The sequence below is a fragment of the Vibrio orientalis CIP 102891 = ATCC 33934 genome (genome assembly GCF_000176235.1).
Classification (GTDB): domain Bacteria; phylum Pseudomonadota; class Gammaproteobacteria; order Enterobacterales; family Vibrionaceae; genus Vibrio; species Vibrio orientalis.
This window is the reverse complement of record NZ_ACZV01000002.1, coordinates 12370-38368: the sequence shown is the minus strand read 5'-3', so window position 1 is coordinate 38368 and position 25999 is coordinate 12370. Positions and strand designations below refer to the sequence as shown.

The window sequence follows — 25999 nt, the reverse complement described above, 5'->3', positions numbered from 1 at the left end:
CTTAAGTAAAATTGGCTATGACTAGTATTCAACAAAATATTGAACAGATCACCTCACAGATTGAGGCTGCACAACAAAAGTGTGGACGCAGTCGAGAGACAGTGCAACTTCTCGCAGTGAGTAAAACCAAGCCTAACGAAGCAATTCTCGAGGCGGCGCGAGCGGGGCAACTCGCCTTCGGGGAAAACTATGTGCAAGAAGGTGCTGACAAAGTAGCACATTTTTCAGAACACCATCCAGAACTCGCTCTAGAGTGGCACTTTATTGGTCCTATTCAATCGAATAAGTCTCGCCACGTCGCGGAGAACTTTGCTTGGGTACACACCATTGACCGCGCCAAGATCGCTCAACGTCTTAACGATCAAAGACCAGCGGGTTCTGCTCCGATTCAAGTGCTGATGCAGGTAAACACCAGTGGCGAACAATCTAAGTCAGGGCTCAATGATGACGAAATCTTTGAGCTTGCAGAGTTGATTTCTTCACTTCCAAACCTCACTTTAAGAGGGTTGATGTCAATTCCTGCTAACGTTACTGACTATGCTTCTCAGCTCGGCGCCTTCACTCAGTTGGCTGAACTAAAAGATAAGTTGGCACAACGTTATCCAGAGCAAAAAATTGACACCCTTTCAATGGGTATGAGTGGTGATATGGAAGCCGCAGTTGAAGCAGGAAGTACCATGGTGCGCATCGGCACCGCCATTTTTGGTGCACGTGATTACAGCAATAAAGCTTAAATCTTTAAAGGATCAAATAACCAATGGAACACAAGAAGATCGCCTTTATTGGCGCAGGCAACATGGTCAAAGCTATCGTATCGGGCTTAATTGCGGATGGGTACCCAGCATCGTTGATTACTGCAACTGCTCCGTCTGAAACTCGTCGTCTGCCTCTAGAACAAGCCTACGGTATTGGTACGACTAGTGATAACACCCAAGCAGCACAAGACGCTGACGTGGTGGTGTTGTCCGTCAAGCCACAGATGATGGAAGAAGTCTGTACGCCTCTGCAAGCGATCGATTGGTCTGGAAAATTGGTTATCTCTATCGCGGCTGGCATTCAAAGTGCTCGATTTGATCAGATGCTAAATAGCGCGCTGAATTTAGTGCGAGTGATGCCAAATACGCCCTCGCAGCTTGGTCTGGGTATGAGCGGCCTTTACGCGCCATCACATGTATCAGAACAAGATAAAACCTTTGCCGCTGAGCTTATGCAGTCGTGCGGTAAGGTATGCTGGGTAGAACAAGAGTCTGGCATTAACAATATCATCGCTGCTGCTGGCAGTGCACCTGCCTACTTCTTCCTATTTATGGAAGCAATGCAAGCGGAAGCCATCGCACAAGGATTTGATAAAGAAACAGCTCGACTGCTTGTTCAGCAATCTGCACTAGGTGCTGCGAGCATGGTCGTTGGCAACCCTGATACAGAACTAGCGACCTTACGTGAGAATGTTACCTCGAAAGGTGGCACGACCGCAGAAGCGCTACGAACATTCAACGAACACCAACTTTCAGATATAGTAGCCAAAGCTATGCAAGCAGCGGTAACGCGCGCTGAAGAGATGGAAAAATTATTTTAATGACTTTGAGCTAACGGCTCTACTATTAAGGGTAACCTATGAATTCAATGAGTTTTCTGATTTCCACCCTGTTTGATCTCTACATCATGGTGGTGATCTTACGTATTTGGTTGCAAGCTGCCCGTGCAGACTTCTACAACCCGTTTTCGCAATTTATTGTTAAAGCGACACAACCAGTAGTTGCGCCTCTGCGCCGCATTGTTCCTTCCGTGGGTGGTTTGGATTTAGCAACGATTCTGTTTGCATACGTGTTATGTGTTTTGAAGTTTGTGGCGCTTATCTTAGTCGCTTCAAATGGTTCAGTGAGCTTTAGTGCTGACTTCTTATTCTTAGGTCTATTATCACTGGTTAAAGCGGCTGGCGGTCTACTATTCTGGGTTCTGCTTATTCGCGCTATCCTTAGCTGGGTCAGCCAAGGCCGTAGCCCTATCGAATATGTATTCCATCAACTGACTGAGCCAATGCTTGCGCCGATTCGCCGTATCATCCCTGCGATGGGTGGCTTTGATTTAAGCGTATTGGTGCTATTTATTGCTCTGCAATTCGCTAATTTCTTAATGGGCGACATCATTGGCCCAATTTGGTATCAACTATAATGTCACAAGCAGCTTGGTTTGATGGAGAGGATCTACTGCTTAGACTCTACATCCAACCGAAAGCCAGCCGTGATAAAATTGTTGGCCAACATGGTGAGGAGCTGAAAATTGCCATTACAGCTCCTCCTGTTGATGGCAAAGCCAATGCGCATTTAAGTAAGTATCTCGCCAAGCAATTTAAAGTGGCGAAGGGATTAATAACCATAGAAAAAGGCGAGCTAGGGCGACATAAACAAGTCCGTATCCAATCGCCAGTACAAATCCCACAAGAAATTAAAGCCATCATTTGATGGCTTTTTGTTTAAATCCAAATAGTAAAAATATCAGGACGCATAATGAAAAAATGGATCACTCTATTACTGGTAAGCCTGTTTGCGGTTCCTAGCTTTGCTGGGCAGTTTAAGAACATCAAAGATGTTGAAGTCCACTACTCTGCTTTCAACTCTACCTTTGTTACTCCACAAGTGGCACGCAGCTATAAACTTAAGCGCAACGGCTACTCGGCAATTTTGAATATTAGTGTGCTAGACAACTCTCAAGCGGGTAAACCTGCCATCACCGCACAGCTTTCAGGTCATAGTAAAAACCTGATTGGCCAAATGCGCGAGCTAACGTTCAAAGAAGTGAAAGAAGGCGATGCAATCTACTACCTTGCAGAGTTTCCAATCTCAGAAGAGGAGCGGTTAACGTTCAATATTGATGTTAACGCTGGAATTAAAGGCACAGGCGCATTAAAGTTCAGCCAGAAATTTTATGTCGAAGAGTGATTGGGTTGTGATGACCTAAATGCTTTTTGACACCCTAAGACCAAAACCTATTCAAAGGGAGAGCGGCTAGCTCTCCTTTGCTGTAACAAAAGAGGCCAAGATGAAAAAGATAGTGCTAGCAACAGGTAACCAAGGCAAAGTTCGTGAAATGGCAGACCTGCTGTCTGATTTTGGCTTCGACGTTGTAGCTCAGAGCGAATTCAACGTATCAGAAGTAGCAGAAACAGGGGCCACTTTTATTGAAAATGCCATCATCAAGGCACGTCACGCCGCAAAAGAAACTGGCCTTGCGGCTATTGCGGACGATTCCGGTCTTGAAGTTGATGCATTGAAAGGCGCTCCTGGTATCTATTCAGCGCGTTACGCTGGCGAAGGCGCTACAGACCAACAGAACCTTGAAAAGCTGCTTGAAGCGATGAAAGAGGTACCAGAAGCAGAGCGTACAGCTCGATTCCATTGCGTGCTTGTTCTTATGCGCCACGAAAACGATCCGACGCCGATTGTATGTCATGGAAAATGGGAAGGTCGCATTCTAACTGAAGCGCATGGTGACAATGGCTTTGGCTACGACCCGATCTTCTTTGTACCTGAAGATAACTGTGCGTCGGCAGAGCTAGAACCTGTACGTAAAAAGCAACTTTCTCACCGTGGTAAAGCGCTAAAGACACTGTTTGCAACGCTTTCTGAGCAACCTTTGTAATTGCAATGAGCCGACTAATTCCACCAGCGTTAAGCCTTTATGTTCACATCCCATGGTGTGTACAAAAGTGCCCTTACTGCGACTTTAACTCTCACGCCTTAAAAGCGGAGATCCCTGAGCAAGAATATATTGCGGCGCTACTGCAAGATCTTGAAGCGGATATAGAGCGTTACCAGCTCAATGATAACCCACGCTTACTGCATTCGATCTTTATTGGTGGCGGCACACCGAGCTTAATCTCAGCCGAAGGGATTGCTAATTTGCTAGCAGGAATTGAAGCAAGGTTGCCGTTTAAGCCAGATATTGAGATCACCATGGAAGCCAACCCTGGCACCATTGAAGCAGAGCGTTTTGCTGGTTATCAAAAAGCAGGAGTAACGCGTATTTCGGTTGGGGTACAAAGCTTTGAGCAGACAAAACTTGAAAGGCTTGGTCGTATCCACGGTCAGGATGAAGCGGTTAAGGCGGCTAAGCTTGCCCACCAAATTGGCCTCAAGAGTTTTAACCTCGATCTAATGCATGGCTTACCGGATCAGTCCGTTGATCAAGCCCTCGCAGATCTTGAAAAAGCGATCGAGCTCGATCCTCCTCATCTTTCGTGGTATCAGCTCACTATTGAGCCTAATACCATGTTCTACTACAAGCAGCCTACCCTACCTGACGACGATGACTTATGGGATATCTTCGAGCTAGGCCATAAGAAACTGGCTGAGGCTGGCTACGTGCAGTATGAGATATCTGGCTACAGTAAACCGGGCTATCAATGCCAACACAACCTCAATTACTGGCGCTTCGGCGATTATTTAGGTATTGGTTGTGGTTCGCACGGCAAGCTCAGTTTTAGTGATGGACGCATTGTCCGAACCACTAAGATCAAGCACCCGAAAGGCTACCTCGCGGCTTACGATAATATGGTCAAACCGTATTTAAACAGTGAAGAACACGTTGCTGATCAAGACCGCCCTTTCGAGTTTTTTATGAACCGCTTCCGTTTGATAGAAGCGTGTCCGAAGCAGGACTTTCTTGATACTACAGGCTTAGGCTTTGAAGCAGTGCAAGAAACAATAGATTGGACGATTGAGATGGGCTATATCGATGAAAGTGATAGCCACTGGCAAATTACCGAAAAAGGTAAGCTGTTCCTCAATGATTTGTTAGAAGCCTTTATGGCCGAAGAGTAGAAACATTTTTTAACGTCATCCCCGAGAATGAGGGACGAGTGAATTGGGGATCTCTTCAAGCAAGTCGAATGCTAATTGAGATTCCCTACTCCTTCCTTCGTCAGTCTATGGAATGACAGTATTTTTAAAAAATCGAACGACCAATACGCTCAGCAAGCAGCTCTAGTGCCTTAGTGCCTGCTAGCGAGTTACCAGAAGGGTCTAGCTCTGGCGACCATACTGCGATCGTCATCTCCCCCGGTACCACTGCAACAATACCACCGCCGACGCCTGATTTTCCCGGCATACCGACACGGTAGGCAAACTCACCGGCACCATCATACAAACCACAAGTCGCCAATAACGCATTTAGCTGCTTGGTCTGAGTCGGTGTAATAACGGTTTTTTCAGTCTGTACTGAAGTCCCTTTATTGGCCAAATAACTGAAGGTTTTCGCCAAATCGACACAGCTCATTTTCAGTGCACAGGCATGGAAGTAATTATTCAATACTGGGATGACATCATTCTCAAAATTACCAAATGAACGCATCAAATAAGCAATGGCCGCATTACGGTCGCTGTGCATCATCTCTGAAGCAGCGACAATTTTGTCATAGCAGATATGCGTGTCTCCAGAAAGCTGACGCACAAACTCCAGCAGACGCTGACGCGGCGCAGATAAACGGCTATTGAGTAAATCGGCCACCACAATCGCTCCAGCATTGATAAATGGATTACGCGGAATACCTTGCTCCATTTCCAACTGAATTAGCGAGTTAAATGCTTGGCCCGATGGCTCTTTGCCAACGCGCGCCCAGATCTCTTCCGGCTTATACAGACACATCGCCAAGGTTAAGCTCAGCGCTTTAGAAATCGACTGAATTGAAAACGGTTCGTCCGCATCACCCGCTCTAATCACTTCCCCTTGGTTAGTAAAAACCGCCAGCCCCAATTTAGACGCAGGTACTTTTGCTAGAGCAGGAATATAATTAGCCACCTTACCTTGACCAATTAATGGGCGAACTTCTTCGAGAATTTCATTTAAAATTTCTTGTGTCGGTTTCATCAGCAACCTTAAAAATCAATCAGTTATTATTATTTTCTTGTAGGGTCAAAAAAGCCAACACATCAATGTTGGCTTTAATATTCAATTTACCTTGCCGCGATTAGTACAACGACAGAGGATCAAGTAATCGCGGTTATTTTACGCGCTTATACTTAATATCCCAAACGCCGTGACCTAAACGGTGACCACGTGCTTCAAATTTTGTTAGCGGACGCTCATCTGGACGAGGAATGTAATCACCATCCTCAGCGATGTTTTCGAAACCAGGTGCTTCGTTCATCACTTCGATCATGTGCTCTGCGTAGTTTTCCCAGTCAGTCGCCATATGGAAAATGCCTTCGCCGTCAATCAGCTTCTCGCGCACCATTTCAGCAAAACCCAACTGAACGATACGACGCTTGTGGTGACGTTTCTTATGCCATGGGTCTGGGAAGAACAGTTGTAGTGTTGCTAGACTGCTATCAGGAATCATGTTCTCGAACACTTCTACCGCATCGTGACACATTACACGTAAGTTAGTAATACCCGCTTCACGAGCATCAGATAGACATGCGCCAACACCAGGACTGTGTACTTCGATACCGATAAAGTTCTTTTCAGGTGCATTTTTCGCCATTTCAACTAAAGATGCGCCCATACCAAAACCAATTTCTAGAACAACAGGGTTGTCGTTACCAAACACTTCTTTCCAATCTAGAAGCTTATCTTGGTAATCAATACCCATCGTTGGCCAACACTCATTCATCGCGTTTTCTTGACCTTTGGTCAAACGACCTTCGCGGCGAACAAAGCTGCGAATTTTGCGTATCAGTTTACCGTCTTCGTTGTACTCGTTAGTGGTCACTTCACTCATGATTTTGCCTGTTTAAAAATTGGTCTCGACTCAAAGGGATTGTGATTATCCAAAGAATTGCCACAGGTGCAAGTTTTTTAGCTAATTCCGCCATCATCTCTGACGGAAACTATACCCTTACTGTTTATCGGTTGTACTTTACCCATAAACTATGGTGCAATTTTGTCAGATTAGATAACTATTATACAGAGCAAGTCGTGACTCCTTTCGCCAGCGCCATCTTAGAGTGGTACGAGAACTATGGCCGTAAAAGCCTACCTTGGCAGCAAAATAAGACCGCCTACAGTGTGTGGCTGTCTGAGATTATGCTGCAACAAACTCAAGTCGCCACAGTGATCCCCTACTACCAGCGCTTTCTTGAACGCTTTCCAACCGTGATTGACTTAGCCAATGCTGAGCAAGATGAAGTATTACACCTATGGACCGGGCTTGGGTACTACGCCCGCGCGCGAAACCTGCATAAAGCGGCTAAAGTCGTTGCTAAGCAATACGATGGAAAGTTTCCGCTCAATATCGAAGAGATGAATGCCCTGCCGGGTATTGGTCGCTCAACCGCAGCCGCCATTTTATCTTCGGTATATAAACAGCCCCATGCAATTCTAGACGGCAACGTTAAACGTACCTTAGCACGCAGCTTTGCTGTAGAGGGTTGGCCTGGGCAGAAAAAAGTTGAAAATCAACTGTGGCAGTTTGCTGAAGAACACACTCCAGCAGTTGATGTCGACAAATACAACCAAGCGATGATGGATATGGGTGCGATGGTATGTACCCGCAGCAAACCCAAATGTACTCTGTGCCCAGTTGAATCGTTTTGTGTGGCCAATAAACAAAACAACCCACTCGACTACCCAGGCAAAAAGCCCAAGAAAGAAAAACCCATCAAAGAAGCTTGGTTCATCATGCTGCACTATCAAGGTCAAGTGTGGCTTGAGCAGCGCCCACAATCTGGCATTTGGGGCGGGCTATTCTGTTTCCCAGAAAATAGCGACGCTGATCTTGCTCACCAAATCGATATCCGTGGCGTGTCTGAGGCTGATATTCGAGCTCAAACGCAATTGATCGCCTTTCGTCATACCTTTAGCCACTATCATCTCGATATCACACCAATTTTGGTAGACCTATCAAAGCAACCTAACGTGATTATGGAAGCGGGCAAAGGTCTTTGGTATAACTTATCGCAACCTGAAGAGATCGGTTTAGCCGCTCCAGTCAAACAACTACTGGAAAGCCTGCCGTTTGAGCTTCAAAACTAATATTTAAAGGAGTCGTTATGAGCCGTACTGTATTTTGTGCTCGACTACAAAAAGATGCTGATGGCCTAGACTTTCAGCTTTACCCTGGAGAACTGGGTAAACGCATTTTTGATAACATTTCAAAAGAAGCGTGGGCGATGTGGCAGCACAAACAGACCATGCTGATCAATGAAAAGAAATTGAATATGATGGATCCTGAACATCGTAAGTTGATCGAAACTGAAATGGTCAACTTCCTGTTTGAAGGTAAAGAAGTTCATATCGAAGGTTACACTCCACCTAGCGAATAATCGCAAGCAGAGTTGAAATTGAAAAGAAATGACATCATTGTCCGCAGTGGTGTCATTTTTTTAGGAGCATTATGAAGAAGTTAGCGTATTTTCTGATCGCATTGTCACTAACGGGCTGTAGCCGTGAGTTTGTCGAAAGTTTCTATGACGTCAACTACGAGCCAACTAACCGCTTTGCTAAAAACCTAGCTCAGCTACCCGGTCAGTTTGAAAAAGATACCGGTGCGTTAGATGCCTTAATCAATAGCTTCTCAGGTAACATCGAAAAACGCTGGGGGCGAAGTGAAATTAAATTCGCTGGTAAGAGCAACTACGTTAAATACATCGATAACTACTTAAGTCGCTCTGAAGTTAACTTTGATAAAGGCTTGATCACGATCGAAACTGTCTCGCCAACCGATCCTAAGCAGCACCTCAAAAATGCCATTATCACCACTCTGCTGACACCCGATGATCCTGCTAATGTCGATCTTTTTTCATCAAAAGAGATCACTCTCGAAGGTCAACCGTTTCTTTATCGTCAGGTCGTTGACCAAGATAAAAAACCAATCCAGTGGTCTTGGCGCGCCAATCGCTTTGCCGATTATTTAATTGCCAATAAGCTTAAAGTCAAAGATGTCGACTTTAAGAAAGCCTACTACGTTGAAATTCCAATGGTTGAAGAGCAATTTGAGATCCGCAGCTACAAGTATGCGGACATTGTTCAACGCGCTTCAAGCAAATATGACATCCCCGAAGACCTGATTTACGCCATCATCAAAACAGAAAGTAGCTTCAACCCTTATGCGGTAAGTTGGGCCAATGCTTATGGCTTGATGCAAGTTGTGCCTAAAACAGCCGGTAAAGATGTCTTTAAGCTAGTGAAGAAGAAATCTGGACAACCTACCCCAGAGTATCTATTCAACCCAGAAAATAATATTGATACTGGCACCGCCTATTTCTACATCTTAAAAAATCGCTATTTGAAAGATGTCCGCCATCCGACCTCGCTTGAGTACAGCATGATTTCTGCGTACAACGGCGGTACTGGCGGCGTTTTGAACACATTCAATCGCAATGACCGAAAGCGCGCGATGCGCGACTTAAACGCTTTGCAGCCAAATCAAGTTTATTGGGCACTCACTAAAAAGCATCCAAATGCAGAAGCTCGTCGTTATCTAGAAAAAGTTACTAAATTCAAAAAAGATTTTAACTCCGGTAAAACATAACTAGTCAAAACGACTAAATAATCGACACTTAAGCACTTTTTTGATTTTTTTTCTAAAAACATGTTGACGGCAAGACCGAAAATCCGTTTAATAGCGCTCCGTTGCCCGGATAGCTCAGTCGGTAGAGCAGAGGATTGAAAATCCTCGTGTCGGTGGTTCGATTCCGCCTCCGGGCACCACAATTTGATTGTTGGTGTCTTAGACCTCAACAGAAATGCAAAGAAATTTGCAGCAAAAAGAATACAGTGTGCCGACTTAGCTCAGTAGGTAGAGCAACTGACTTGTAATCAGTAGGTCACCAGTTCGACTCCGGTAGTCGGCACCATTCTTTTGCCTCGATAGCTCAGTCGGTAGAGCAGAGGATTGAAAATCCTCGTGTCGGTGGTTCGATTCCGCCTCGAGGCACCATATTTGGTGCGCTTGCTTAAAGCAAGACACAAACAGAATAGTTCCTCCTTAGCTCAGTTGGTAGAGCGACGGACTGTTAATCCGCAGGTCGCTGGTTCGAGCCCAGCAGGAGGAGCCACTTTAAGAAGCCAAGTCGAAAGACTTGGCTTTTTTTCATTTCTGCTTTCCCTACTTTCCGATCTCTTTTAGAAAACATCCCTACACTCTTTCCGAGCTTAGTAGCACGTACACTGACTCAAGCGACTAGATAGCTATGCACTACCTTTCTGAAAAACAACTTATTTCACCCTAAAAATTTAATCCTAATCATAGTTTAAAGCCTGTCTCCTATTCGATTTTCTTGAACTACAATAAGATGACATCCAAGTTACATATCGATATGTAACTGCAAAAATATAAGAATGACTTATTTGTGAGCTAATTTTATGAAACTAAAGACACAAGCTTATTTATTATCGGGAATTATCCTCATAGCTTTGCTTGCTTTAACGGCTACTGGTTTGTGGACATTACGCGTAGCTAGTAACTTGGATAATAAGGCTCGAGTAACTGAGCTATTCAATAGTGCGTACAGCATCCTAACCGAAGTTGAAAAAATGTCGGTTGAAGGCTCACTTGAAGAAGGTGAAGCCAAAGCATTGGCAACTCGATTACTGCGTAACAATATCTACAAAGATAATGAGTACGTTTATGTCGCAGATGAGAACATGACCTTCATTGCGACCCCATTAGACCCTCAGCTACATGGCACCAGCTTTAATGACTTTAAAGACGGCGATGGCAACAGTGTCGGTCAACTGATTCTAAATGTGTTAGGTCAGCGTACGGGGCAAATCGTCGAGTACACATGGACACAAGAACAAGCCGATGGTTCGATCGAAGAAAAGCTCTCTATTGCTGAAAGAACTCCTCATTGGGGCTGGGTTGTGGGTACTGGTATCGGCTTCAATGAAGTCAATGCGCGCTTCTGGTCAACGGCTCAATGGCAGCTTGTACTTTGTTTAGCTATTGCAGGCGCGATTCTAGCAGCGCTGATTATCTCTATTCGTCGCATGCTGACACTGCTTGGTGGTGAACCACAAGATGTACGTAACGCGGTGCAAGATGTGGCAAATGGCCATATCCAAACCTCTTTTAATGAGCAAGCTCCTAGCGGCAGTATCTACGAAGCCGTGCAACAAATGAGTCTCTCCCTTGCTCAACTCGTCGGTAACTTAGACAACTCTATGCACGCGCTACGTAACGAGTTAGGCAATGTGGAAGGTCGAGCAGCATCCATCGCTGAGCTAACGGGATCACAACAGCAATCCACGGCAATGATCGCAACCGCAATGACAGAAATGGCCTCTTCAGCAAATAATGTTGCAGACTCAGCTAGCGACACGGCGCGTAATACCGAAGAAGCGGATAAACAAAGTCAGCATACCCAGAAACTAATTCACAATACCGTCGACAATATTCAAGGTCTTGCTTCTCAGCTTGGTACTGCTAGCCAAGCCGTCGCTGACCTTGATAGTGACGTTAACAACATCGTTAAAGTACTCGATGTAATCGGTGATATTGCTGAACAAACCAACTTATTGGCACTAAATGCTGCTATCGAAGCTGCCCGTGCAGGTGAACAAGGCCGTGGTTTTGCTGTGGTTGCAGACGAAGTTCGTAACCTAGCAGGTAGAACTCAAGACAGCACTAAAGAGATCCAACAGATGATCACCAATCTGCAAGAAGGCTCTCGTAATGCCATTCAAACTATGGAAGTGTGTGCCGAAACTAGCCAAAGCACGGTAGAAGAGTCACAGACTGCTTCAGAAGCACTACAACAAATTGTGGTGGCCTTAGAATCAATCACGCAGATGAGTCATCAAATCGCAACTGCTGCAGCTGAACAAACTCAAGTCAGCGATGATATCTCTCAGCGTATTAACATGATTGAAGAGAGTGGTAATCAGTTAAGTGGTGTCGTAACGGAGAGCCATAACAGTACTCAGAGTCTAACTCAGCTTTCAAATGAGCTAGAAAACTGGGTGAGCAAGTTTACTGTTAAACACTAATCGGACCCAGACCAGTAAAAGCACGCCTCTTTGCGTGCTTTTTTCTTGCTTGAACCGGACTATTACGCCTTTTCCATCGCATATCCCCTGTTGCCCACTATACATTTCTTACTCAAAATGGATAAAAACAGCCCATTAAGTATAGAAAAACAACAAACGATATTTTTTTTGCATTTTAATGTTGACCTAAAGAACGAAAAGCCTTTTAATACACCTCGTCGCCCGGATAGCTCAGTCGGTAGAGCAGAGGATTGAAAATCCTCGTGTCGGTGGTTCGATTCCGCCTCCGGGCACCACAATTTATTTGTTGGTGTCTAAACAAGACAACAACATGAAAAGAAATAAAGTGCGCCGACTTAGCTCAGTAGGTAGAGCAACTGACTTGTAATCAGTAGGTCACCAGTTCGATTCCGGTAGTCGGCACCATTTCTTTTCTCAATGGTCAATTCCTCCTTAGCTCAGTTGGTAGAGCGACGGACTGTTAATCCGCAGGTCGCTGGTTCGAGCCCAGCAGGAGGAGCCACATTTAGTGTGCCGACTTAGCTCAGTAGGTAGAGCAACTGACTTGTAATCAGTAGGTCACCAGTTCGATTCCGGTAGTCGGCACCATTCTTTCTTCTTAGAAAGATAATAAAAAGAATAATTCCTCCTTAGCTCAGTTGGTAGAGCGACGGACTGTTAATCCGCAGGTCGCTGGTTCGAGCCCAGCAGGAGGAGCCACTTTTTGAAGCCAAGTCGAAAGACTTGGCTTTTTTTATATCTAAATACTGTTCACCTTCCCTCTCTTAGCTAAGTATCTAGCGTCTTTTTCTATTTGCTAAAAACGCAACCTGTTTCCTATAGTTAATCCATAACTTTAATAAGGATACCTTCATGGCTAGGAAGCAATTGTTCGTCGTGGCGGCCGAAGTTGCGGCTGAACTCAATCGTGGAGTCATTGTTGCTAAGCAACTTAAGTTGGTTGCAAGTAATGCCCGTGCGCTCGCTCTGCGCGCTGGAGGCAGTGCTGCTGGCTTTCATCCCATCACCGACTCGATTGACGAATTAGTTAGCCTCACGTTAGAAGTATCAAACTCCATTAATACCAAAGCGCAACATCTCAGTCATATTGCCACCTCTAGTGTGCGCTCCCACTCGGTCTTAAGGCATTTTGAAGCGGTTTATCATCGCTCGCAGGAGGCCAGATTCATCCATAGCTTAGATGCTGCTCGTAGCCGCTGTCAGCAAGAAACCCTACGTCTAGACCAATCGTTCTCTCAAGGCAGTGATGAGCTCAGTAGCATGCTAAACAGCCTGTATGATGAACTGCGAGTGGCACTCATTATCTCAACCTTACTCAGCGTGGAAGCCTCTCAGGTTGAAGAACAGTTTAAAGGTCAGCTCAACACCATTGCGCAGAATGTTCAGCAGGCCGCAGAAGCTATACGCGAGCACGTGCTCCAATCACTCCAATTGTTTTCGCTCTTTGATAAGGAACGTCATGAAATCAAAAGTGCTATTTAGCCAAGGAGACCACCGCTGGGTCATGTTTGCCCGCGATCCTCTCAAACCAGAAAAAATCATCGATACCAATCAATATATGATCGTCAATCGCCAGCAAGCCATCTTGCTCGATCCTGGCGGTATCGAAATGTTCTCCTCGATGCTGAGTAGTGTGGTCAAAGAGGTCCCTATAGAACATATCAAGTACTTATTTGCCTCTCATCAAGACCCTGACATCATTTCTTCACTTGGATTGTGGGACAAGGCATTGCCGAGCGCTACTCTATACTCTCCGTGGTTGTGGGAGGGCTTTATACGTCACTTTGGCATGGACTCCATCACCTTCTCCCCAATTAAAGATGAGGGTGGAACCCTTTCCCTTGCAGGAGACGATATAGAATTTATTCCGGCCCACTATATGCACTCATCAGGGAATTTTTCAGTCTACGATAGCAAAGCTAAAATCCTAATGTCTGGTGACATCGGTGCGGCCTTAGATGCACCCGACGCACCATTGTTCGTCGATGACTTTGAACAACACATTCCAAAGATGGAATATTTTCATCGGCGTTGGATGCCATCAAATGCGGCCAAGAAAGTTTGGATAGAAAGAGTGAGAAGGTTAGATATCGACATGATATGCCCTCAACATGGTGGCATATTTAAAGGCGAAGACGTGACTCGCTTCTTAGATTGGCTGGATGAGCTAGATGTAGGAATCGCGGTATCCTAATGACGAAACCTTGGTATAAAAAAAGCCAGTAGAGATAACTCTACTGGCCTAGATTTTTCAGACTCAATGTTGAGGCTAAGCTTTAACGCCTTCTTGCTGATTAAGCATTGCGACTTCATGGTCTAACGCTTCTAGCTTGGCTTTCATTTGCTCGCGACACTCGTTTGCTAACTCACGAACGCTTTCTTTACCATAACCTTCTGTACTCACTGCAGGAAGCATTTCAACAATCACATGGCCGTTGTTCCATCGATTGAGTTTAATACCAGCAGTAGAGCTACATACAATTGGAGCGATTGGTAGCTGAGCGGCGATAGCAGCATGGAATGCCCCGGTCTTAAACGGCAGTAAACCACGACCACGTGAACGTGTACCTTCTGGGAACATCCATACCGATACATCACTTTGCTTCATTTGATCAACAACCTGATCAATCGTGCCTTTTGCTTTAGAGCGGTTCGCTCGGTCAATCAGAATATTACCTGTCAGCCAGTAAAGCTGACCAAATAGCGGCATCCAAGCTAAGCTCTTTTTGCCAACCGTCACCACCTTAGGGGTCACTGCAGAAGAAACGGTAAACAGGTCCCAGTTGTTTTGGTGGTTAGCAATATAGATATGCTGACCTCGCTGATATGCGTCCTCTGGCAAACGGAGTTCCAGTTTAATACCAAACACTCGTGACATCTTGCCGAACAAGCGGCCAAAGGTAAAAACATGCTTAGGGTTACGTGGGCTCAGCAAACAATAGCCACAGCCAAACACAAACATTACGACTGCAAAAATAACAACAGCTAATACACGTAATAGTGCAATCATTGTATTCTCCAAGAGTTCTGGGAGTAAAAATAAGTTGACCAGACTCTAACTGATCTATCGTTCATAAAAAAGCCGAAACTTACGTTTCGGCTTACAAATGTTAGCTCAAAACTAAATTAGTCTTGAAAACGCTCGATTTTCGCACCTAGCGCCGATAGCTTGTCTTCAATTTTGTCGTAACCGCGGTCGATATGGTAGATACGATCAACAATGGTTTCACCTTGAGCAATACAGCCCGCGATAACGAGACTTGCTGAGGCACGAAGGTCAGTTGCCATAACTTGTGCGCCGCTCAGTTCGTCAACGTCGCCACAGATAACCGTATTTCCTTCAATCTCTGCTTTAGCGCCCATACGCATCAGCTCAGGCACGTGCATAAAGCGGTTTTCAAAGATAGTTTCGGTAATGACACCGCCACCTTTGGCCATTAGGTTAAGTAGCGTGAATTGAGCCTGCATATCCGTTGGGAAACCAGGGTGTGGCGCAGTACGCACTGTCACCGCTTTGAGCTCACGACCTGTCATATCAAGCGAAATCCAGTCTTCACCCGTTTCTACTTTCGCGCCCGCTTCTTCAAGCTTAGCCAGAACCGCTTCAAGCAAGTGAGCTTTCGTATTACGACATGTCACTTTACCGCCAGATACCGCAGCAGCAACAAGGAAAGTACCTGTTTCAATGCGGTCAGCAACCACAGCGTGAGTACCACCGCTTAGACGCTCAACACCTTCAATAGTGATGGTATCAGTACCAGCACCTGAAATCTTGGCTCCTAATTTGTTTAGGAAGTCTGCAGTATCAACGATCTCTGGTTCACGCGCTGAGTTATCCAGTACCGTTGTGCCTTCCGCTAACGTAGCAGCACACATAATCGTGATGGTTGCGCCGACACTCACTTTGTCCATAACAATGTGAGCGCCCTTTAGACGACCATCAACATTCGCTTTCACGTAACCATCTTCAAGGGTAATTGTTGCACCCAACTGCTCAAGACCGTGAATATGTAAGTCCACTGGACGAGCACCGATAGCACAACCACCAGGTAGTGAGACTTGGCCTTGACCAAAACGAGCAACCAGTGGACCAAGAGCCCAGATAGATGCACGCATCGTCTTCACTAGGTCATATGGCGCGCAGTACTCATTAATACTGCTTGGGTCGACATGAACAGAACCATTACGCTCTACTTTTGCACCTAAGCGCTCTAGTAGCTCCATCGTTGTATCGATGTCGCGTAAACGTGGTACGTTTGTCACCTCTACTGGCTCTTCAGCCAGAATCGATGCAAATAAAATTGGTAGTGCAGCATTCTTTGCACCTGAGATAGTGACTTCACCAACTAATGGCTGATCAGAACCTGTAACTCGAAACTTTTCCATTATTAAACCTTACAGCGACATCAGTTTCTTATCACGCGCCCACTCATCCGGAGTGTAAGCTTTAATTGAAACTGCATGGATGTCATTTCTTTGGATGTATTCCATTAGTGGTGCGTAGATTAGTTGTTGTTTTTTAACGCGACTCATTCCATCGAAACAAGCATCAACAGCTACTACTTCGTAATGGCTACCTTCACCTTTAACGTGTAGTTCTTCTAATTTCAAAGCGTCGTTTAAAATCTGTTGTACTTTTGCGCTATCCACAATTCACCCCTGTATTATTCTTTAAATGTTGAGCAATCAACTCATCGACATTGCTTAACTGAAATAGTGTGCGCAGTTCATCCGGCACGAAACTGAGCATTATATGACAGTTTTGTTTTTTTGCATGCTCTATTAGGTGAATTAACATCACCATTCCTGCTGAGTCGATTTTTTTTAACTGCTGAAGCGAAACCTCAACCTCACTGCCGGGCCATTGTTGCTGTTTTAACGAGCTCCACAATTTAGGCACTGACTCTCGGTTTAGATCGCCACTCAATGCAAACTCAGCTGCGCCGTTAGTACGCCAGTCTGGGTTTATCATTGTGTTTTGCTCTCAAAGCGAATCGGTTGCTGGGCAAGCCCTTCGAGTTCTTTAGCGACCGCCAAAATTCCCTCTTGGCGCAGTTTACCGTTCCACTCAGATTGTTTACTCGACAACAAGCTAATACCTTCAGCACTCATGTCGAATACTTGCCATTCGCCACTTTTCTTATCTTTGCGCAGCTTAAACTCTAACTTGATATTAGGTCTAGGCGCATCAACAATGTCGACTTTAACCCCAGTAATACTTTTCTTAGGGTTAAGTTTTGGCTCTGGGCCAAATTCGATAGTCTGATCGGTATATTGCGTCAGAACCTGCGCGTATGAACTCACCAGATAGGAACGAAACGCTACAATAAATGTGGCGACATCTTCACGCTTAGCACCTTTTAAGTTAGGACCAAGAAGCTTAAGAGCGGCATATTTTTCATTGATGTACGGCATAAGCTCTTCATCAACAATCATTTTTAGATGTTCAGGATCTTGGTGAATTTGTTCCTGTTCAGCCTTTAATCGCGCAAACGCTACTTCAGAGACTTGCTTCATCATCTGGTATGGCTGTGTTTTGTCGATTTCATTCGCTGCAACTTGAAACGTCAACAACAATGAGAACAAAGTAAGTACTAACTTTTTAAACATATTGCTGCTCCTTACTCGCTCTCTGAATCGCCACCAACGCTATACAAGACCTGACCAATCAAATCTTCTAGCACCAGCGCCGACTTGGTATCTTCAATGAAATCACCTTCCACCAGCATTTGCTCATCTTCAAACACAAAGCCTGGAGTTAAACCGATGTACTGCTCGCCGATGAGGCCAGATGTCAGGATCTTTACACTAGAGGTCTCTGGAAACTGATTATAAGTGCTATTAATCGCCATACTAACCACTGGTAGTAAGGACTCACTATCTAAGCCTATATTGGTCACGCGACCAATCACAACACCACCAACTTTCACTGGTGAGCGAACTTTCAAGCTACCGATATTGTCAAATTCCGCTTTGAGCGTATAAGTATCGTTGGAACCCAGTCCTTTCACGTCAGCAACTTGAAAAATCATCACCAGAATTGCGCAAATTCCTGCGATAACAAAGCTACCAACCCATAATTCAATCTTTCGAGTTTGTTGCATGATTAATTCCCAAACATCATTTAATTACCAAACATCAAGGCGGTTAGTACGAAGTCTAGCCCAAGTACAGCCAATGAAGAGTGGACAACTGTACGTGTTGTCGCTCGGCTGATCCCTTCCGAAGTTGGGATAGCATCGTAACCGTTGAATAACGCAATCCAAGTCACCGTAATCGCAAACACTACGCTTTTGATCATACTGTTACCGATGTCTTGCCCTAGTTCCACCGAAGCCTGCATCGCAGACCAAAAGCTGCCGTGATCGATTCCTTTCCAATCCACACCAACCAATTGTCCACCCCAAATACCGACGGCCATAAAAATCATCGCCAGCATCGGCATAGAAATCACACCGGCCCAAAAGCGTGGAGCGATCACCCTTTTAAGTGGATCTACTGCCATCATTTCCATACTAGAAAGCTGCTCTGTCGCTTTCATTAAGCCAATCTCGGCGGTTAATGCTGAACCAGCCCGGCCCGCAAATAACAGCGCCGTGACCACAGGGCCAAGTTCACGAAGTAAAGATAACGCGACCATTTGACCTAAGGCACCTTCAGCGCCAAAATCGACTAAGATGACATAGCCTTGCAGGCTCAGAACCATGCCGATAAATAAGCCCGATAGCACAATAATAATCAGCGATTGGACACCGACGCTGTATAGCTGCTTTATCAGCAATGGCAGATTCTTAATCGGTTGAGGTCGACTAGCGATAGCGCCAAACAACATCAAGCTGGCACGGCCAAATGATTCACAGATAGCCATGCTTCTTTGACCTACAGAAGCAACGAAATTAGCAAAACCTGCCATTATGAGAAAAGCTCCTTGGCTAAAGGTTGAGATGGGTAGCTAAATGGTACTGGGCCATCTGCTTCCCCTTTAAGAAATTGTTGTACTTGAGGATCTGGGTTATCACGTAGCTCCTCTGGTGTGCCGCACGCAACAACTTTGCCATTGGCCAGAATGTAGCACCAATCTGCAATGCTCATCACTTCAGGCACATCATGAGAAACGACAATAGAGGTGACGCCTAATGCTTGATTGAGGTTGCGAATCAGCTCCACTAGGACCCCCATTGTAATCGGGTCCTGACCAACAAAAGGTTCATCAAACATGATTAGGTCAGGATCAAGGGCAATTGCTCTTGCTAGGGCCGCACGCCTTGCCATACCACCAGAGAGCTCGCTTGGCATCAGCTCAGCTGCACCACGTAGACCAACGGCTTCAAGCTTAAGTAACACTAACGTTCGGATTAAAGACTCTTCAAGTTGCGTATGTTCACGCAGGGGGAAAGCAACGTTATCAAATACGGTGAGATCCGTGAACAGTGCTCCAGACTGGAACAACATGCTCATCTTTTTGCGCTCTTGATAGAGCTTGGAGCGACTTAATGCAGGGATATTGTGGCCATCGAACCATATCTCTCCTGAATCAGGGTAAATCTGGCCACCGATAAGGCGCAGCAAGGTCGTTTTACCTATGCCTGACGGGCCCATAATCGCTGTTACCTTACCTTTTGGCACGTGTAGGTTCACATCATCAAAGATCTTACGCTCACCACGAGAGAAGGTTAGCTGTTTTACCGTTACTAAATCTTCGAATTCCATGTTCAACTCTTCGTCACTCCTTAAGGAATGGGCAATCATAAGCACATTCATACATAATTTAAAGCACTGTTCGATTAAATGTGAGTGAGTTTAATATTAGTAACAATGATAGCTGCTCACACTTAAACTCTTCTAATCGTAGTTATAGTTAACAATTAATTTGAAGGTAGCGCTTCCCTTTTATAAACCAAACCGTCAAAATTAACGGTTAAATTCTCTCGTTGTATATTGATTAGGAATCATCATGTTCGAAGCCGTTGCGTTTCTCATTATTGGATTAGTTTTTTTGGTTTGGAGTGCAGATAAGCTGGTATTTGGCGCTGCTGCTCTAGCCCGCAATATCGGTATTTCACCACTAGTTATCGGTATGACTATTCTTGCAATGGGTTCTTCTGCTCCTGAAATGATGGTTTCAGCTACCGCAGCCCTAGATGGCAAAACAGATACAGCGGTCGGTAACGTACTGGGTTCAAACATCGCCAACATTGCTTTAATCCTTGGTATCACCGCAATGATTAAGCCACTGTCAATTAGCTCGGCAGTACTACGCCGCGAATTGCCACTGATGATTGGCGTGACCATTCTTGCAGGTGTCCTACTTTGGGACAGCCACTTAGGTTTCTACGAAGGTGTTCTACTATTTGTCCTGTTTGCTGCCTTTATTCTTGCCATGCTCCGCATTAGCCGCAACGAGAAGAAAAACGGCGATGCATTAATTGAAGAGCAAGAATCCGAAGTTCCAGAAGGTGTGAGCAACGGCAAAGCAGCAATGTGGGTGGTGATTGGTCTTATCGTATTACCTTTAGCTGCTGACGTTTTGGTCGATAATGCAGTGATCATTGCTCAGCATTTCGGCATGAGTGACCTCGTTATTGGCTTAACCATTATCGCGGTGGGTACTAGCCTACCTGAGCTTGCAGCCTCGCTAGCCGGCGTAATGAAAGGTGAAGATGATATGGCAGTGGGTAATATTATCGGCTCCAACGTATTCAACATTCTCGCCGTAATGGGTATCCCAGGCATTCTTAACCCGTCAATCCTAAGTGAATATGCAATGGGCCGTGACTTCTGGGTCATGCTAGGTGTGTCACTACTGCTAGTTGCAATGGCGCTAGGTAAATCCCGTAGCATTAACCGTTACGAAGGTGCAGCCCTATTCTTCTGCTTTATCGGCTACCAAGCTTACCTAATTTTGAACATGACCGCTTAACAGTCTCGGGAGTTCTCTATGTTTGATTATCGTTCTGCTGCGTTAGAAGTTCTAGAAACAGAAATTGAGGCTTTAGAGCAACTAGACCAATACCTAAATCAAGACTTCGTCGCCGCATGTGAGTCAATCATTGCCAACAAAGATGGCAAAGTGGTTGTGATGGGGATGGGTAAATCCGGTCATATCGGCAATAAGATTGCAGCGACTCTAGCCAGCACCGGCACTTCATCTTTTTTCGTTCATCCTGGTGAAGCCGCGCATGGCGATCTCGGAATGATTGATCCTGGCGATATTGTTCTGGCGATTTCTAATTCGGGTGAGTCAGGAGAAATCTTAGCTTTGTTTCCTGTTTTGAAACGCCTCAATATCAAAATCATCAGCATGACAGGTAAGCCAAATTCGAACATGGCAAAACTGTCAGATATTCATCTGCAAATAACGGTGCCGAAAGAAGCATGCCCGATTCAGTTAGCGCCGACATCGAGCACAACTGCAACACTGGTAATGGGTGATGCGCTTGCTATGGCCTTGATGCAAGCGCGCGGTTTTACCTCAGAAGACTTTGCTCTATCGCACCCTGGTGGCGCATTAGGGCGCAAACTGCTGCTTAAACTTGCTGATATCATGCATACAGGTAGTGCACTGCCATTAGTGACACCAACAACTGTGGTGCGTGACGCCTTACTTGAAATTAGTCAAAAAGGGCTCGGTATGACTGCCGTTGTCGATGACCACCAGCAACTTGTTGGTATCTTCACTGATGGTGATTTAAGGCGTATCCTTGATAAGAGAATCGATATTCATAGCGCTCTAATTGGCGATGTAATGACCGTGAATCCCACCGTTGCTGAACCCAATATGCTCGCGGCTGAAGGCCTTAACTTAATGCAAGACAAAAGCATCAACGGTTTGATTCTTTGTGACCAAGGCAAAGTGGTTGGAGCGCTCAACATGCACGATTTATTAAAAGCTGGAGTGATGTAATGTCAGAAATGATTGAAACGCTGTATCAACCAGTGGAACCATCGACCCTCGCGATTGCCAAACAGATTAAACTGCTCATTTGCGATGTTGATGGCGTTTTCTCTGACGGTTTGATCTACATGGGAAATCAAGGCGAAGAGCTAAAGACTTTCCACACCCGTGATGGTTATGGCGTTAAGTCACTCATGAATGCTGGAATTGAGATTGCCATCATCACTGGTCGTCGTTCTCAGATTGTTGAGAATCGCATGAAAGCACTGGGTATTTCGCTGATTTACCAAGGCCAGGACGATAAAATCAAAGCGTACCAAGATATCTGTAGCAAATTAAATATCGCTCCAGAACAAACAGGTTATATTGGCGACGATCTTATCGATTGGCCAGTAATGGAGAAAGTGGCACTAAAAGTCTGCGTTGCCGACGGTCACCCTCTCCTCGCGAAACGAGCAAATTACGTCACCTCCATCCGAGGTGGTCACGGAGCAGTAAGGGAAGTCTGCGACCTCATTCTTCAAGCACGAAACGAACTCGACGTTCATAAAGGTTTAAGTATATGAGTCTTTCTCGTATTGGCTATATCATCGTGAGTTTCATAATATGCTGGTCTGCTTACTATCTTTTAGACAAGCAGCAGAGTTATGATATTCAGGTTGAACCAGATACAGAACTCCCAATGTTTAGTGGCGAAAAACTAGAGAACACCTCTTACACTGAAGACGGTATTCGTAGCTACGTCATTACATCTGTCACACTCGATCACTACGCAAAGAGCGGTGATACCATATTCCAACAGCCTGTCCTTAAAGTGTATAAGGAAGGCACAACCCAAGAGTGGGAAATCACAGCTGTTCGTGGCGTATTGACCCAAGAACATGTTTTGACCTTATATGAGGATGTCCTCGCGACAAACTTATTACCCGACTCAGGGTTTGACACTATGTCCACTGAGGTAATGAACATCCAGTTGGACAGTCGAGATTTTTGGGCAGACAATCAAGTAACCTTGGTTGGTCCACAATTTGAAACGGTAGGGCAAGCAATGAACGGCAACTTTGCTGATAATCACGCCACCCTATACAAACATGTACAAGGTAGATATGAAACTCTCACACCTTAGTCTGATTTCTTGTTTATTTATCTCTAGCCAAGCGCTAGCGCTATCAACAGATCAAGACCAACCGGTCTATATTGACTCTGATAGCCAGCAGCTAGATATGCAAAGCAATAAGGTCACGTTTCTTGGTGACGTTAAGCTAAAGCAAGGCAGTATCAATATTAATGCGGACAAAGTCATCGTAACTCGAGATCCAAAAGATGGATCTATCCAAGAAATTGAAGGTTATGGTGATTTGGCGACGTTCTCTCAGCTAACGGATGATGGAAAGACCCTATATGGTGAAGCGAAAGAGCTTTACTACGTGATGGCTGAAGATCAGTTGACTATGATCGACAAAGCCATGCTGTCGCAAGATGATAGTGTGATCCGCGGTACCAAAATTCGCTACAAAATTTCATCTCAAAAGCTGATTGCAGACGGTAAAGAGAAAGGCGACCGCGTTTCTACCGTTCTTCAACCACAAGCAGTACAAGAATAATTATGGCCATACTCAAAGCTGAGCATTTAGCGAAAACCTACGGTAATCGCACTGTAGTTACCGATGTAAGCCTTCAGGTAGAATCTGGGCAAATCGTTGGCCTCCTAGGCCCTAACGGTGCAGGTAAGACGACCTCTTTCTATATGATAGTCGGCCTTGTCGCTCGTGATCAGGGTTCAATTACCATTGACGATAAAGATATCAGTATCTTACCTATGCACAGCCGCTCTCGTATGGGTATTGGCTACCTGCCTCAAGAGGCGTCGATCTTCCGCAAACTCTCGGTTGAAGACAACATCATGGCAGTACTAGAAACACGCGAAGAAATGACCCGTGAAGAGCGCCAAGATAAGCTGGAAGATTTGTTGGAAGAATTCCACATTCAGCACATTCGCGCTAGTGCGGGTATGGCATTATCAGGTGGTGAAAGGCGTCGTGTTGAAATTGCTCGTGCGTTGGCAGCTAATCCACAGTTCATCCTCCTCGATGAGCCGTTCGCTGGCGTTGACCCTATTTCGGTTATCGACATCAAGAAGATCATCGAACATTTGAGAGACCGAGGTCTTGGTGTTCTTATCACTGACCACAACGTTCGTGAAACACTGGATGTGTGTGAAAAAGCTTACATCGTGAGCCAAGGACACCTGATTGCAGAAGGCACGCCAGACCAAGTGCTAAATAACGAACAAGTAAAACAAGTTTATCTAGGCGAACAATTCCGTCTATGATTAAAGGGAAGAACGGTAAGATTCTCCAGCATTAAGGCAAACAATACTGAATGAAACCCTCATTACAACTCAAGCTAGGACAGCAGTTAGCGATGACTCCTCAATTGCAGCAAGCGATTCGTTTGTTGCAACTGTCAACGCTAGATCTTCAACAAGAAATTCAAGAAGCTTTGGATTCAAACCCTCTGCTAGAGGTTGAAGAAACCAGTGATGAGTCCTCTTCAGAAGACAGCAGCCACAATGAGGAAAAAGAGCCAACCGTTGAAGTTGCTGAACCTGAGGTGAAAGACAGCTCAGAACTGATTGAAAAATCAGAAATCAGTAACGACTTAGAGATCGATACCACCTGGGATGATGTCTACAGTGCCAACACAGGTAGTACTGGCATAGCCCTAGATGATGACACGCCTGTTTATCAAGGTGAAACCACTCAATCTCTATACGATTACTTGATCTGGCAACTTGATCTGACTCCATTTAGTGAGACAGACCGAACGATTGCACTCACTTTGATTGATGCGATTGATGACTACGGTTATCTGACTGTCTCAACTCAAGATATTCTCGAAAGCTTTGATAACGAAGAGATTGAAATCGAAGAGATCGAAGCGGTTCGTAAACGTATTCAACAATTTGACCCACTCGGTGTGGCATCCGTCAACTTGCAAGATTGCTTGCTACTACAACTGGTCACTTACCCTGAAGATACACCATGGTTAGCAGAAGCCAAGTTAGTGCTTTCCAATCATATTGACCAGCTCGGTAATCGCGACTACAAGCTGATTATCAAGGAAACTAAGCTTAAAGAAGCTGAGTTACGCGAAGTTCTAAAACTGATTCAGCAACTTGACCCTAGACCGGGAAGCCGCATAGCTTCAGAGCATGCAGAGTATGTTATTCCTGATGTGTCTGTATTTAAAGATCACGGTAAATGGGTTGTCACAATTAACCCAGATTCCATTCCAAGACTTAAAGTTAACCAGCAGTATGCCGCGCTAGGCAAAGGCAGTAGTCCAGACAGCCAGTACATTCGCAGCAATTTGCAAGAAGCAAAATGGTTAATTAAAAGCTTAGAAAGTAGAAACGAGACACTGCTCAAAGTTGCTAAGTGTATTGTTGAACATCAGCGTGATTTCTTTGAGTATGGTGAAGAAGCGATGAAACCAATGGTGCTCAATGACGTTGCATTAGCCGTCGATATGCATGAGTCGACCATATCAAGGGTTACCACACAGAAGTATATGCACACTCCGCGTGGTATTTTTGAACTGAAGTACTTCTTTTCTAGCCACGTCAGTACTGACAATGGTGGGGAGTGCTCATCCACTGCAATTCGCGCACTGATTAAGAAGCTGGTCGCTGCAGAGAATAGCGCCAAGCCTCTGAGTGATAGCAAAATTGCAGCTCTACTTGCTGACCAAGGAATTCAGGTCGCTAGAAGAACAATAGCGAAGTACCGTGAATCATTAGGTATCGCTCCTTCAAGTCAGCGCAAACGCCTGCTTTAGGCCAACAACCGAGAAGGAAAGTCTATGCAAATCAATCTTACCGGCCATCACGTTGATCTAACCGATTCAATGCAAGACTACGTAAACGAAAAGTTTCAAAAGCTTGAGCGCTTTTTTGACCATATCAACAGTATTCATGTGGTATTAAAAGTTGAAAAACTCCGTCAAATCGCAGAAGCTACCCTTCATGTAAACCAAGCTGAGATTCATGCTTCATCTGATGATGAAAACATGTATGCAGCAATAGATTCTCTGGTCGACAAACTTGTTCGACAACTCAATAAGCACAAAGAAAAGCTAAACGCCCACTAACAC

The 25999-nt window shown here is 45.1% G+C and carries 31 protein-coding genes and 9 tRNA genes; 30 read left to right on the top strand and 10 right to left on the bottom strand.

Annotated features, from left to right (window positions below; genetic code table 11):
• Positions 1-17 precede the first annotated feature (17 nt).
• From VIA_RS01055 to hemW, 7 genes are all read left to right on the top strand, one after another.
• Entirely contained in the window at positions 18-734 is a 717-nt protein-coding gene (locus VIA_RS01055) for a YggS family pyridoxal phosphate-dependent enzyme (protein WP_004409864.1), read from the top strand.
• 23 nt (positions 735-757) lie between these two features.
• On the top strand, positions 758-1576 hold the full coding sequence (proC, locus tag VIA_RS01050) for a pyrroline-5-carboxylate reductase (protein ID WP_004409862.1): 819 nt from the start codon (positions 758-760) through the stop codon (positions 1574-1576).
• Between the two features lie 38 nt (positions 1577-1614).
• Entirely contained in the window at positions 1615-2172 is a 558-nt protein-coding gene (locus VIA_RS01045) for a YggT family protein (RefSeq protein ID WP_004409860.1), read from the top strand.
• Positions 2172-2462 (top strand): DUF167 family protein YggU, encoded by a 291-nt coding sequence (gene yggU, locus VIA_RS01040; RefSeq protein WP_004409859.1) that lies wholly within the window; start codon positions 2172-2174, stop codon positions 2460-2462. Before VIA_RS01045 ends, yggU begins: the two co-directional genes overlap by 1 nt.
• Before the next feature lie 45 nt (positions 2463-2507).
• The gene (locus tag VIA_RS01035; RefSeq protein ID WP_004409858.1) at positions 2508-2939 is read left to right on the top strand and encodes a DUF4426 domain-containing protein; all 432 of its coding nucleotides are present in this window, start codon (positions 2508-2510) and stop codon (positions 2937-2939) included.
• Between the two features lie 100 nt (positions 2940-3039).
• A complete protein-coding gene (locus VIA_RS01030) occupies positions 3040-3639 on the top strand; it encodes an XTP/dITP diphosphatase (protein ID WP_004409856.1) in 600 nt (199 codons plus the stop codon).
• A gap of 5 nt (positions 3640-3644) precedes the next feature.
• Positions 3645-4820 (top strand): radical SAM family heme chaperone HemW, encoded by a 1176-nt coding sequence (gene hemW, locus VIA_RS01025; RefSeq protein ID WP_004409855.1) that lies wholly within the window; start codon positions 3645-3647, stop codon positions 4818-4820.
• A 124-nt stretch (positions 4821-4944) separates the two neighbouring features.
• On the opposite strand, the gene glsB is transcribed toward hemW, so the two are convergent.
• A complete protein-coding gene (gene glsB / locus VIA_RS01020; protein WP_004409853.1) occupies positions 4945-5865 on the bottom strand; it encodes a glutaminase B in 921 nt (306 codons plus the stop codon).
• Positions 5866-5998: 133 nt separating this feature from the next.
• Complete coding sequence (trmB, locus tag VIA_RS01015; protein ID WP_004409852.1) at positions 5999-6718, bottom strand: tRNA (guanosine(46)-N7)-methyltransferase TrmB; 720 nt, start codon at positions 6716-6718, stop codon at positions 5999-6001.
• A 197-nt stretch (positions 6719-6915) separates the two neighbouring features.
• On the opposite strand from trmB, the gene mutY reads away from it, so the two are divergent.
• The 15 genes from mutY (at position 6916) to VIA_RS00940 (ending at position 14143) form a co-directional block, all read left to right on the top strand.
• Positions 6916-7971, top strand: coding sequence for an A/G-specific adenine glycosylase (gene mutY, locus VIA_RS01010; RefSeq protein ID WP_004409851.1), 1056 nt, complete (start codon positions 6916-6918; stop codon positions 7969-7971).
• 17 nt (positions 7972-7988) lie between these two features.
• Positions 7989-8261, top strand: coding sequence for an oxidative damage protection protein (locus VIA_RS01005; protein WP_004409850.1), 273 nt, complete (start codon positions 7989-7991; stop codon positions 8259-8261).
• Between the two features lie 71 nt (positions 8262-8332).
• Positions 8333-9469, top strand: coding sequence for a membrane-bound lytic murein transglycosylase MltC (gene mltC / locus VIA_RS01000; RefSeq protein ID WP_004409849.1), 1137 nt, complete (start codon positions 8333-8335; stop codon positions 9467-9469).
• Between the two features lie 103 nt (positions 9470-9572).
• Positions 9573-9648: transfer RNA gene (locus VIA_RS00995), tRNA-Phe, on the top strand.
• Between the two features lie 70 nt (positions 9649-9718).
• Positions 9719-9794: transfer RNA gene (locus tag VIA_RS00990), tRNA-Thr, on the top strand.
• Positions 9795-9801: 7 nt separating this feature from the next.
• Positions 9802-9877 (top strand) — tRNA-Phe (locus tag VIA_RS00985).
• A gap of 42 nt (positions 9878-9919) precedes the next feature.
• Positions 9920-9995, top strand: a tRNA-Asn gene (locus VIA_RS00980).
• Positions 9996-10302: 307 nt separating this feature from the next.
• The gene (locus VIA_RS00975) at positions 10303-11928 is read left to right on the top strand and encodes a methyl-accepting chemotaxis protein (protein WP_004416714.1); all 1626 of its coding nucleotides are present in this window, start codon (positions 10303-10305) and stop codon (positions 11926-11928) included.
• A 220-nt stretch (positions 11929-12148) separates the two neighbouring features.
• Positions 12149-12224 (top strand) — tRNA-Phe (locus tag VIA_RS00970).
• Positions 12225-12278: 54 nt separating this feature from the next.
• Positions 12279-12354 (top strand) — tRNA-Thr (locus VIA_RS00965).
• A gap of 21 nt (positions 12355-12375) precedes the next feature.
• Positions 12376-12451, top strand: a tRNA-Asn gene (locus VIA_RS00960).
• Positions 12452-12461: 10 nt separating this feature from the next.
• A tRNA-Thr gene (locus VIA_RS00955) sits at positions 12462-12537 on the top strand.
• Positions 12538-12572: 35 nt separating this feature from the next.
• Positions 12573-12648, top strand: a tRNA-Asn gene (locus VIA_RS00950).
• A gap of 153 nt (positions 12649-12801) precedes the next feature.
• Positions 12802-13431, top strand: a complete 630-nt coding sequence (locus VIA_RS00945; RefSeq protein WP_004409847.1) for a hypothetical protein — start codon at positions 12802-12804, stop codon at positions 13429-13431.
• The gene (locus tag VIA_RS00940) at positions 13409-14143 is read left to right on the top strand and encodes an oxygen-binding di-iron domain-containing protein (RefSeq protein ID WP_004409846.1); all 735 of its coding nucleotides are present in this window, start codon (positions 13409-13411) and stop codon (positions 14141-14143) included. Before VIA_RS00945 ends, VIA_RS00940 begins: the two co-directional genes overlap by 23 nt.
• A gap of 75 nt (positions 14144-14218) precedes the next feature.
• On the opposite strand, the gene VIA_RS00935 is transcribed toward VIA_RS00940, so the two are convergent.
• The 8 genes from VIA_RS00935 to mlaF form a co-directional block, all read right to left on the bottom strand.
• Positions 14219-14959 (bottom strand): 1-acylglycerol-3-phosphate O-acyltransferase, encoded by a 741-nt coding sequence (locus VIA_RS00935; protein WP_004409845.1) that lies wholly within the window; start codon positions 14957-14959, stop codon positions 14219-14221.
• 116 nt (positions 14960-15075) lie between these two features.
• Positions 15076-16335 carry a UDP-N-acetylglucosamine 1-carboxyvinyltransferase gene (gene murA, locus VIA_RS00930; RefSeq protein WP_004409844.1) on the bottom strand — a complete coding sequence of 420 codons (1260 nt, stop codon included), beginning with the start codon at positions 16333-16335 and terminating at the stop codon, positions 15076-15078.
• A gap of 9 nt (positions 16336-16344) precedes the next feature.
• Positions 16345-16599 (bottom strand): BolA family iron metabolism protein IbaG, encoded by a 255-nt coding sequence (gene ibaG / locus VIA_RS00925; protein ID WP_004409843.1) that lies wholly within the window; start codon positions 16597-16599, stop codon positions 16345-16347.
• Positions 16592-16921: an STAS domain-containing protein gene (locus tag VIA_RS00920; RefSeq protein ID WP_004409841.1), complete on the bottom strand. Its 330-nt coding sequence runs from the start codon at positions 16919-16921 to the stop codon at positions 16592-16594. The genes ibaG and VIA_RS00920 overlap by 8 nt, the downstream gene beginning before the upstream one ends.
• Positions 16918-17559: an MlaC/ttg2D family ABC transporter substrate-binding protein gene (locus VIA_RS00915; protein WP_004409838.1), complete on the bottom strand. Its 642-nt coding sequence runs from the start codon at positions 17557-17559 to the stop codon at positions 16918-16920. Before VIA_RS00915 ends, VIA_RS00920 begins: the two co-directional genes overlap by 4 nt.
• 11 nt (positions 17560-17570) lie before the next feature.
• Entirely contained in the window at positions 17571-18053 is a 483-nt protein-coding gene (mlaD, locus tag VIA_RS00910) for an outer membrane lipid asymmetry maintenance protein MlaD (protein WP_004409837.1), read from the bottom strand.
• A 20-nt stretch (positions 18054-18073) separates the two neighbouring features.
• Positions 18074-18862, bottom strand: coding sequence for a lipid asymmetry maintenance ABC transporter permease subunit MlaE (gene mlaE / locus VIA_RS00905; RefSeq protein ID WP_004409835.1), 789 nt, complete (start codon positions 18860-18862; stop codon positions 18074-18076).
• Positions 18862-19659 carry a phospholipid ABC transporter ATP-binding protein MlaF gene (mlaF, locus tag VIA_RS00900; protein ID WP_004409833.1) on the bottom strand — a complete coding sequence of 266 codons (798 nt, stop codon included), beginning with the start codon at positions 19657-19659 and terminating at the stop codon, positions 18862-18864. Before mlaF ends, mlaE begins: the two co-directional genes overlap by 1 nt.
• A 244-nt stretch (positions 19660-19903) precedes the next feature.
• Here mlaF and VIA_RS00895 point away from each other — a divergent pair, with 244 nt between their 5' ends.
• The 8 genes from VIA_RS00895 to hpf are packed head-to-tail and all read left to right on the top strand — an operon-like array spanning position 19904 to position 25996.
• Positions 19904-20869, top strand: coding sequence for a calcium/sodium antiporter (locus VIA_RS00895; RefSeq protein ID WP_004409829.1), 966 nt, complete (start codon positions 19904-19906; stop codon positions 20867-20869).
• A gap of 18 nt (positions 20870-20887) precedes the next feature.
• Positions 20888-21853, top strand: a complete 966-nt coding sequence (locus VIA_RS00890) for a KpsF/GutQ family sugar-phosphate isomerase (protein ID WP_004409827.1) — start codon at positions 20888-20890, stop codon at positions 21851-21853.
• On the top strand, positions 21853-22410 hold the full coding sequence (gene kdsC / locus VIA_RS00885) for a 3-deoxy-manno-octulosonate-8-phosphatase KdsC (protein ID WP_004409824.1): 558 nt from the start codon (positions 21853-21855) through the stop codon (positions 22408-22410). Before VIA_RS00890 ends, kdsC begins: the two co-directional genes overlap by 1 nt.
• Positions 22407-22970, top strand: coding sequence for an LPS export ABC transporter periplasmic protein LptC (gene lptC, locus VIA_RS00880; RefSeq protein ID WP_004409821.1), 564 nt, complete (start codon positions 22407-22409; stop codon positions 22968-22970). The genes kdsC and lptC overlap by 4 nt, the downstream gene beginning before the upstream one ends.
• Positions 22951-23448 (top strand): lipopolysaccharide transport periplasmic protein LptA, encoded by a 498-nt coding sequence (gene lptA / locus VIA_RS00875; protein ID WP_004409818.1) that lies wholly within the window; start codon positions 22951-22953, stop codon positions 23446-23448. Before lptC ends, lptA begins: the two co-directional genes overlap by 20 nt.
• 2 nt (positions 23449-23450) lie before the next feature.
• Entirely contained in the window at positions 23451-24176 is a 726-nt protein-coding gene (gene lptB, locus VIA_RS00870; protein ID WP_004409816.1) for an LPS export ABC transporter ATP-binding protein, read from the top strand.
• Between the two features lie 50 nt (positions 24177-24226).
• Positions 24227-25684, top strand: coding sequence for an RNA polymerase factor sigma-54 (locus VIA_RS00865; protein ID WP_004409814.1), 1458 nt, complete (start codon positions 24227-24229; stop codon positions 25682-25684).
• Positions 25685-25708: 24 nt separating this feature from the next.
• The gene (gene hpf, locus VIA_RS00860) at positions 25709-25996 is read left to right on the top strand and encodes a ribosome hibernation promoting factor (protein WP_004409812.1); all 288 of its coding nucleotides are present in this window, start codon (positions 25709-25711) and stop codon (positions 25994-25996) included.
• Positions 25997-25999 lie beyond the last annotated feature (3 nt).

Coding starts and splice junctions, on each gene's coding strand:
- VIA_RS01055 (WP_004409864.1), top strand. CDS start 18: ATGACTAGTATTCAACAAAATATTGAACAGATCACCTCACAGATTGAG.
- proC (WP_004409862.1), top strand. CDS start 758: ATGGAACACAAGAAGATCGCCTTTATTGGCGCAGGCAACATGGTCAAA.
- VIA_RS01045 (WP_004409860.1), top strand. CDS start 1,615: ATGAATTCAATGAGTTTTCTGATTTCCACCCTGTTTGATCTCTACATC.
- yggU (WP_004409859.1), top strand. CDS start 2,172: ATGTCACAAGCAGCTTGGTTTGATGGAGAGGATCTACTGCTTAGACTC.
- VIA_RS01035 (WP_004409858.1), top strand. CDS start 2,508: ATGAAAAAATGGATCACTCTATTACTGGTAAGCCTGTTTGCGGTTCCT.
- VIA_RS01030 (WP_004409856.1), top strand. CDS start 3,040: ATGAAAAAGATAGTGCTAGCAACAGGTAACCAAGGCAAAGTTCGTGAA.
- hemW (WP_004409855.1), top strand. CDS start 3,645: ATGAGCCGACTAATTCCACCAGCGTTAAGCCTTTATGTTCACATCCCA.
- glsB (WP_004409853.1), bottom strand. CDS start 5,865: ATGAAACCGACACAAGAAATTTTAAATGAAATTCTCGAAGAAGTTCGC.
- trmB (WP_004409852.1), bottom strand. CDS start 6,718: ATGAGTGAAGTGACCACTAACGAGTACAACGAAGACGGTAAACTGATA.
- VIA_RS01005 (WP_004409850.1), top strand. CDS start 7,989: ATGAGCCGTACTGTATTTTGTGCTCGACTACAAAAAGATGCTGATGGC.
- mltC (WP_004409849.1), top strand. CDS start 8,333: ATGAAGAAGTTAGCGTATTTTCTGATCGCATTGTCACTAACGGGCTGT.
- VIA_RS00975 (WP_004416714.1), top strand. CDS start 10,303: ATGAAACTAAAGACACAAGCTTATTTATTATCGGGAATTATCCTCATA.
- VIA_RS00945 (WP_004409847.1), top strand. CDS start 12,802: ATGGCTAGGAAGCAATTGTTCGTCGTGGCGGCCGAAGTTGCGGCTGAA.
- VIA_RS00940 (WP_004409846.1), top strand. CDS start 13,409: ATGAAATCAAAAGTGCTATTTAGCCAAGGAGACCACCGCTGGGTCATG.
- VIA_RS00935 (WP_004409845.1), bottom strand. CDS start 14,959: ATGATTGCACTATTACGTGTATTAGCTGTTGTTATTTTTGCAGTCGTA.
- murA (WP_004409844.1), bottom strand. CDS start 16,335: ATGGAAAAGTTTCGAGTTACAGGTTCTGATCAGCCATTAGTTGGTGAA.
- VIA_RS00920 (WP_004409841.1), bottom strand. CDS start 16,921: ATGATAAACCCAGACTGGCGTACTAACGGCGCAGCTGAGTTTGCATTG.
- VIA_RS00915 (WP_004409838.1), bottom strand. CDS start 17,559: ATGTTTAAAAAGTTAGTACTTACTTTGTTCTCATTGTTGTTGACGTTT.
- mlaD (WP_004409837.1), bottom strand. CDS start 18,053: ATGCAACAAACTCGAAAGATTGAATTATGGGTTGGTAGCTTTGTTATC.
- mlaE (WP_004409835.1), bottom strand. CDS start 18,862: ATGGCAGGTTTTGCTAATTTCGTTGCTTCTGTAGGTCAAAGAAGCATG.
- mlaF (WP_004409833.1), bottom strand. CDS start 19,659: ATGGAATTCGAAGATTTAGTAACGGTAAAACAGCTAACCTTCTCTCGT.
- VIA_RS00895 (WP_004409829.1), top strand. CDS start 19,904: ATGTTCGAAGCCGTTGCGTTTCTCATTATTGGATTAGTTTTTTTGGTT.
- VIA_RS00890 (WP_004409827.1), top strand. CDS start 20,888: ATGTTTGATTATCGTTCTGCTGCGTTAGAAGTTCTAGAAACAGAAATT.
- kdsC (WP_004409824.1), top strand. CDS start 21,853: ATGTCAGAAATGATTGAAACGCTGTATCAACCAGTGGAACCATCGACC.
- lptC (WP_004409821.1), top strand. CDS start 22,407: ATGAGTCTTTCTCGTATTGGCTATATCATCGTGAGTTTCATAATATGC.
- lptA (WP_004409818.1), top strand. CDS start 22,951: ATGAAACTCTCACACCTTAGTCTGATTTCTTGTTTATTTATCTCTAGC.
- lptB (WP_004409816.1), top strand. CDS start 23,451: ATGGCCATACTCAAAGCTGAGCATTTAGCGAAAACCTACGGTAATCGC.
- VIA_RS00865 (WP_004409814.1), top strand. CDS start 24,227: ATGAAACCCTCATTACAACTCAAGCTAGGACAGCAGTTAGCGATGACT.
- hpf (WP_004409812.1), top strand. CDS start 25,709: ATGCAAATCAATCTTACCGGCCATCACGTTGATCTAACCGATTCAATG.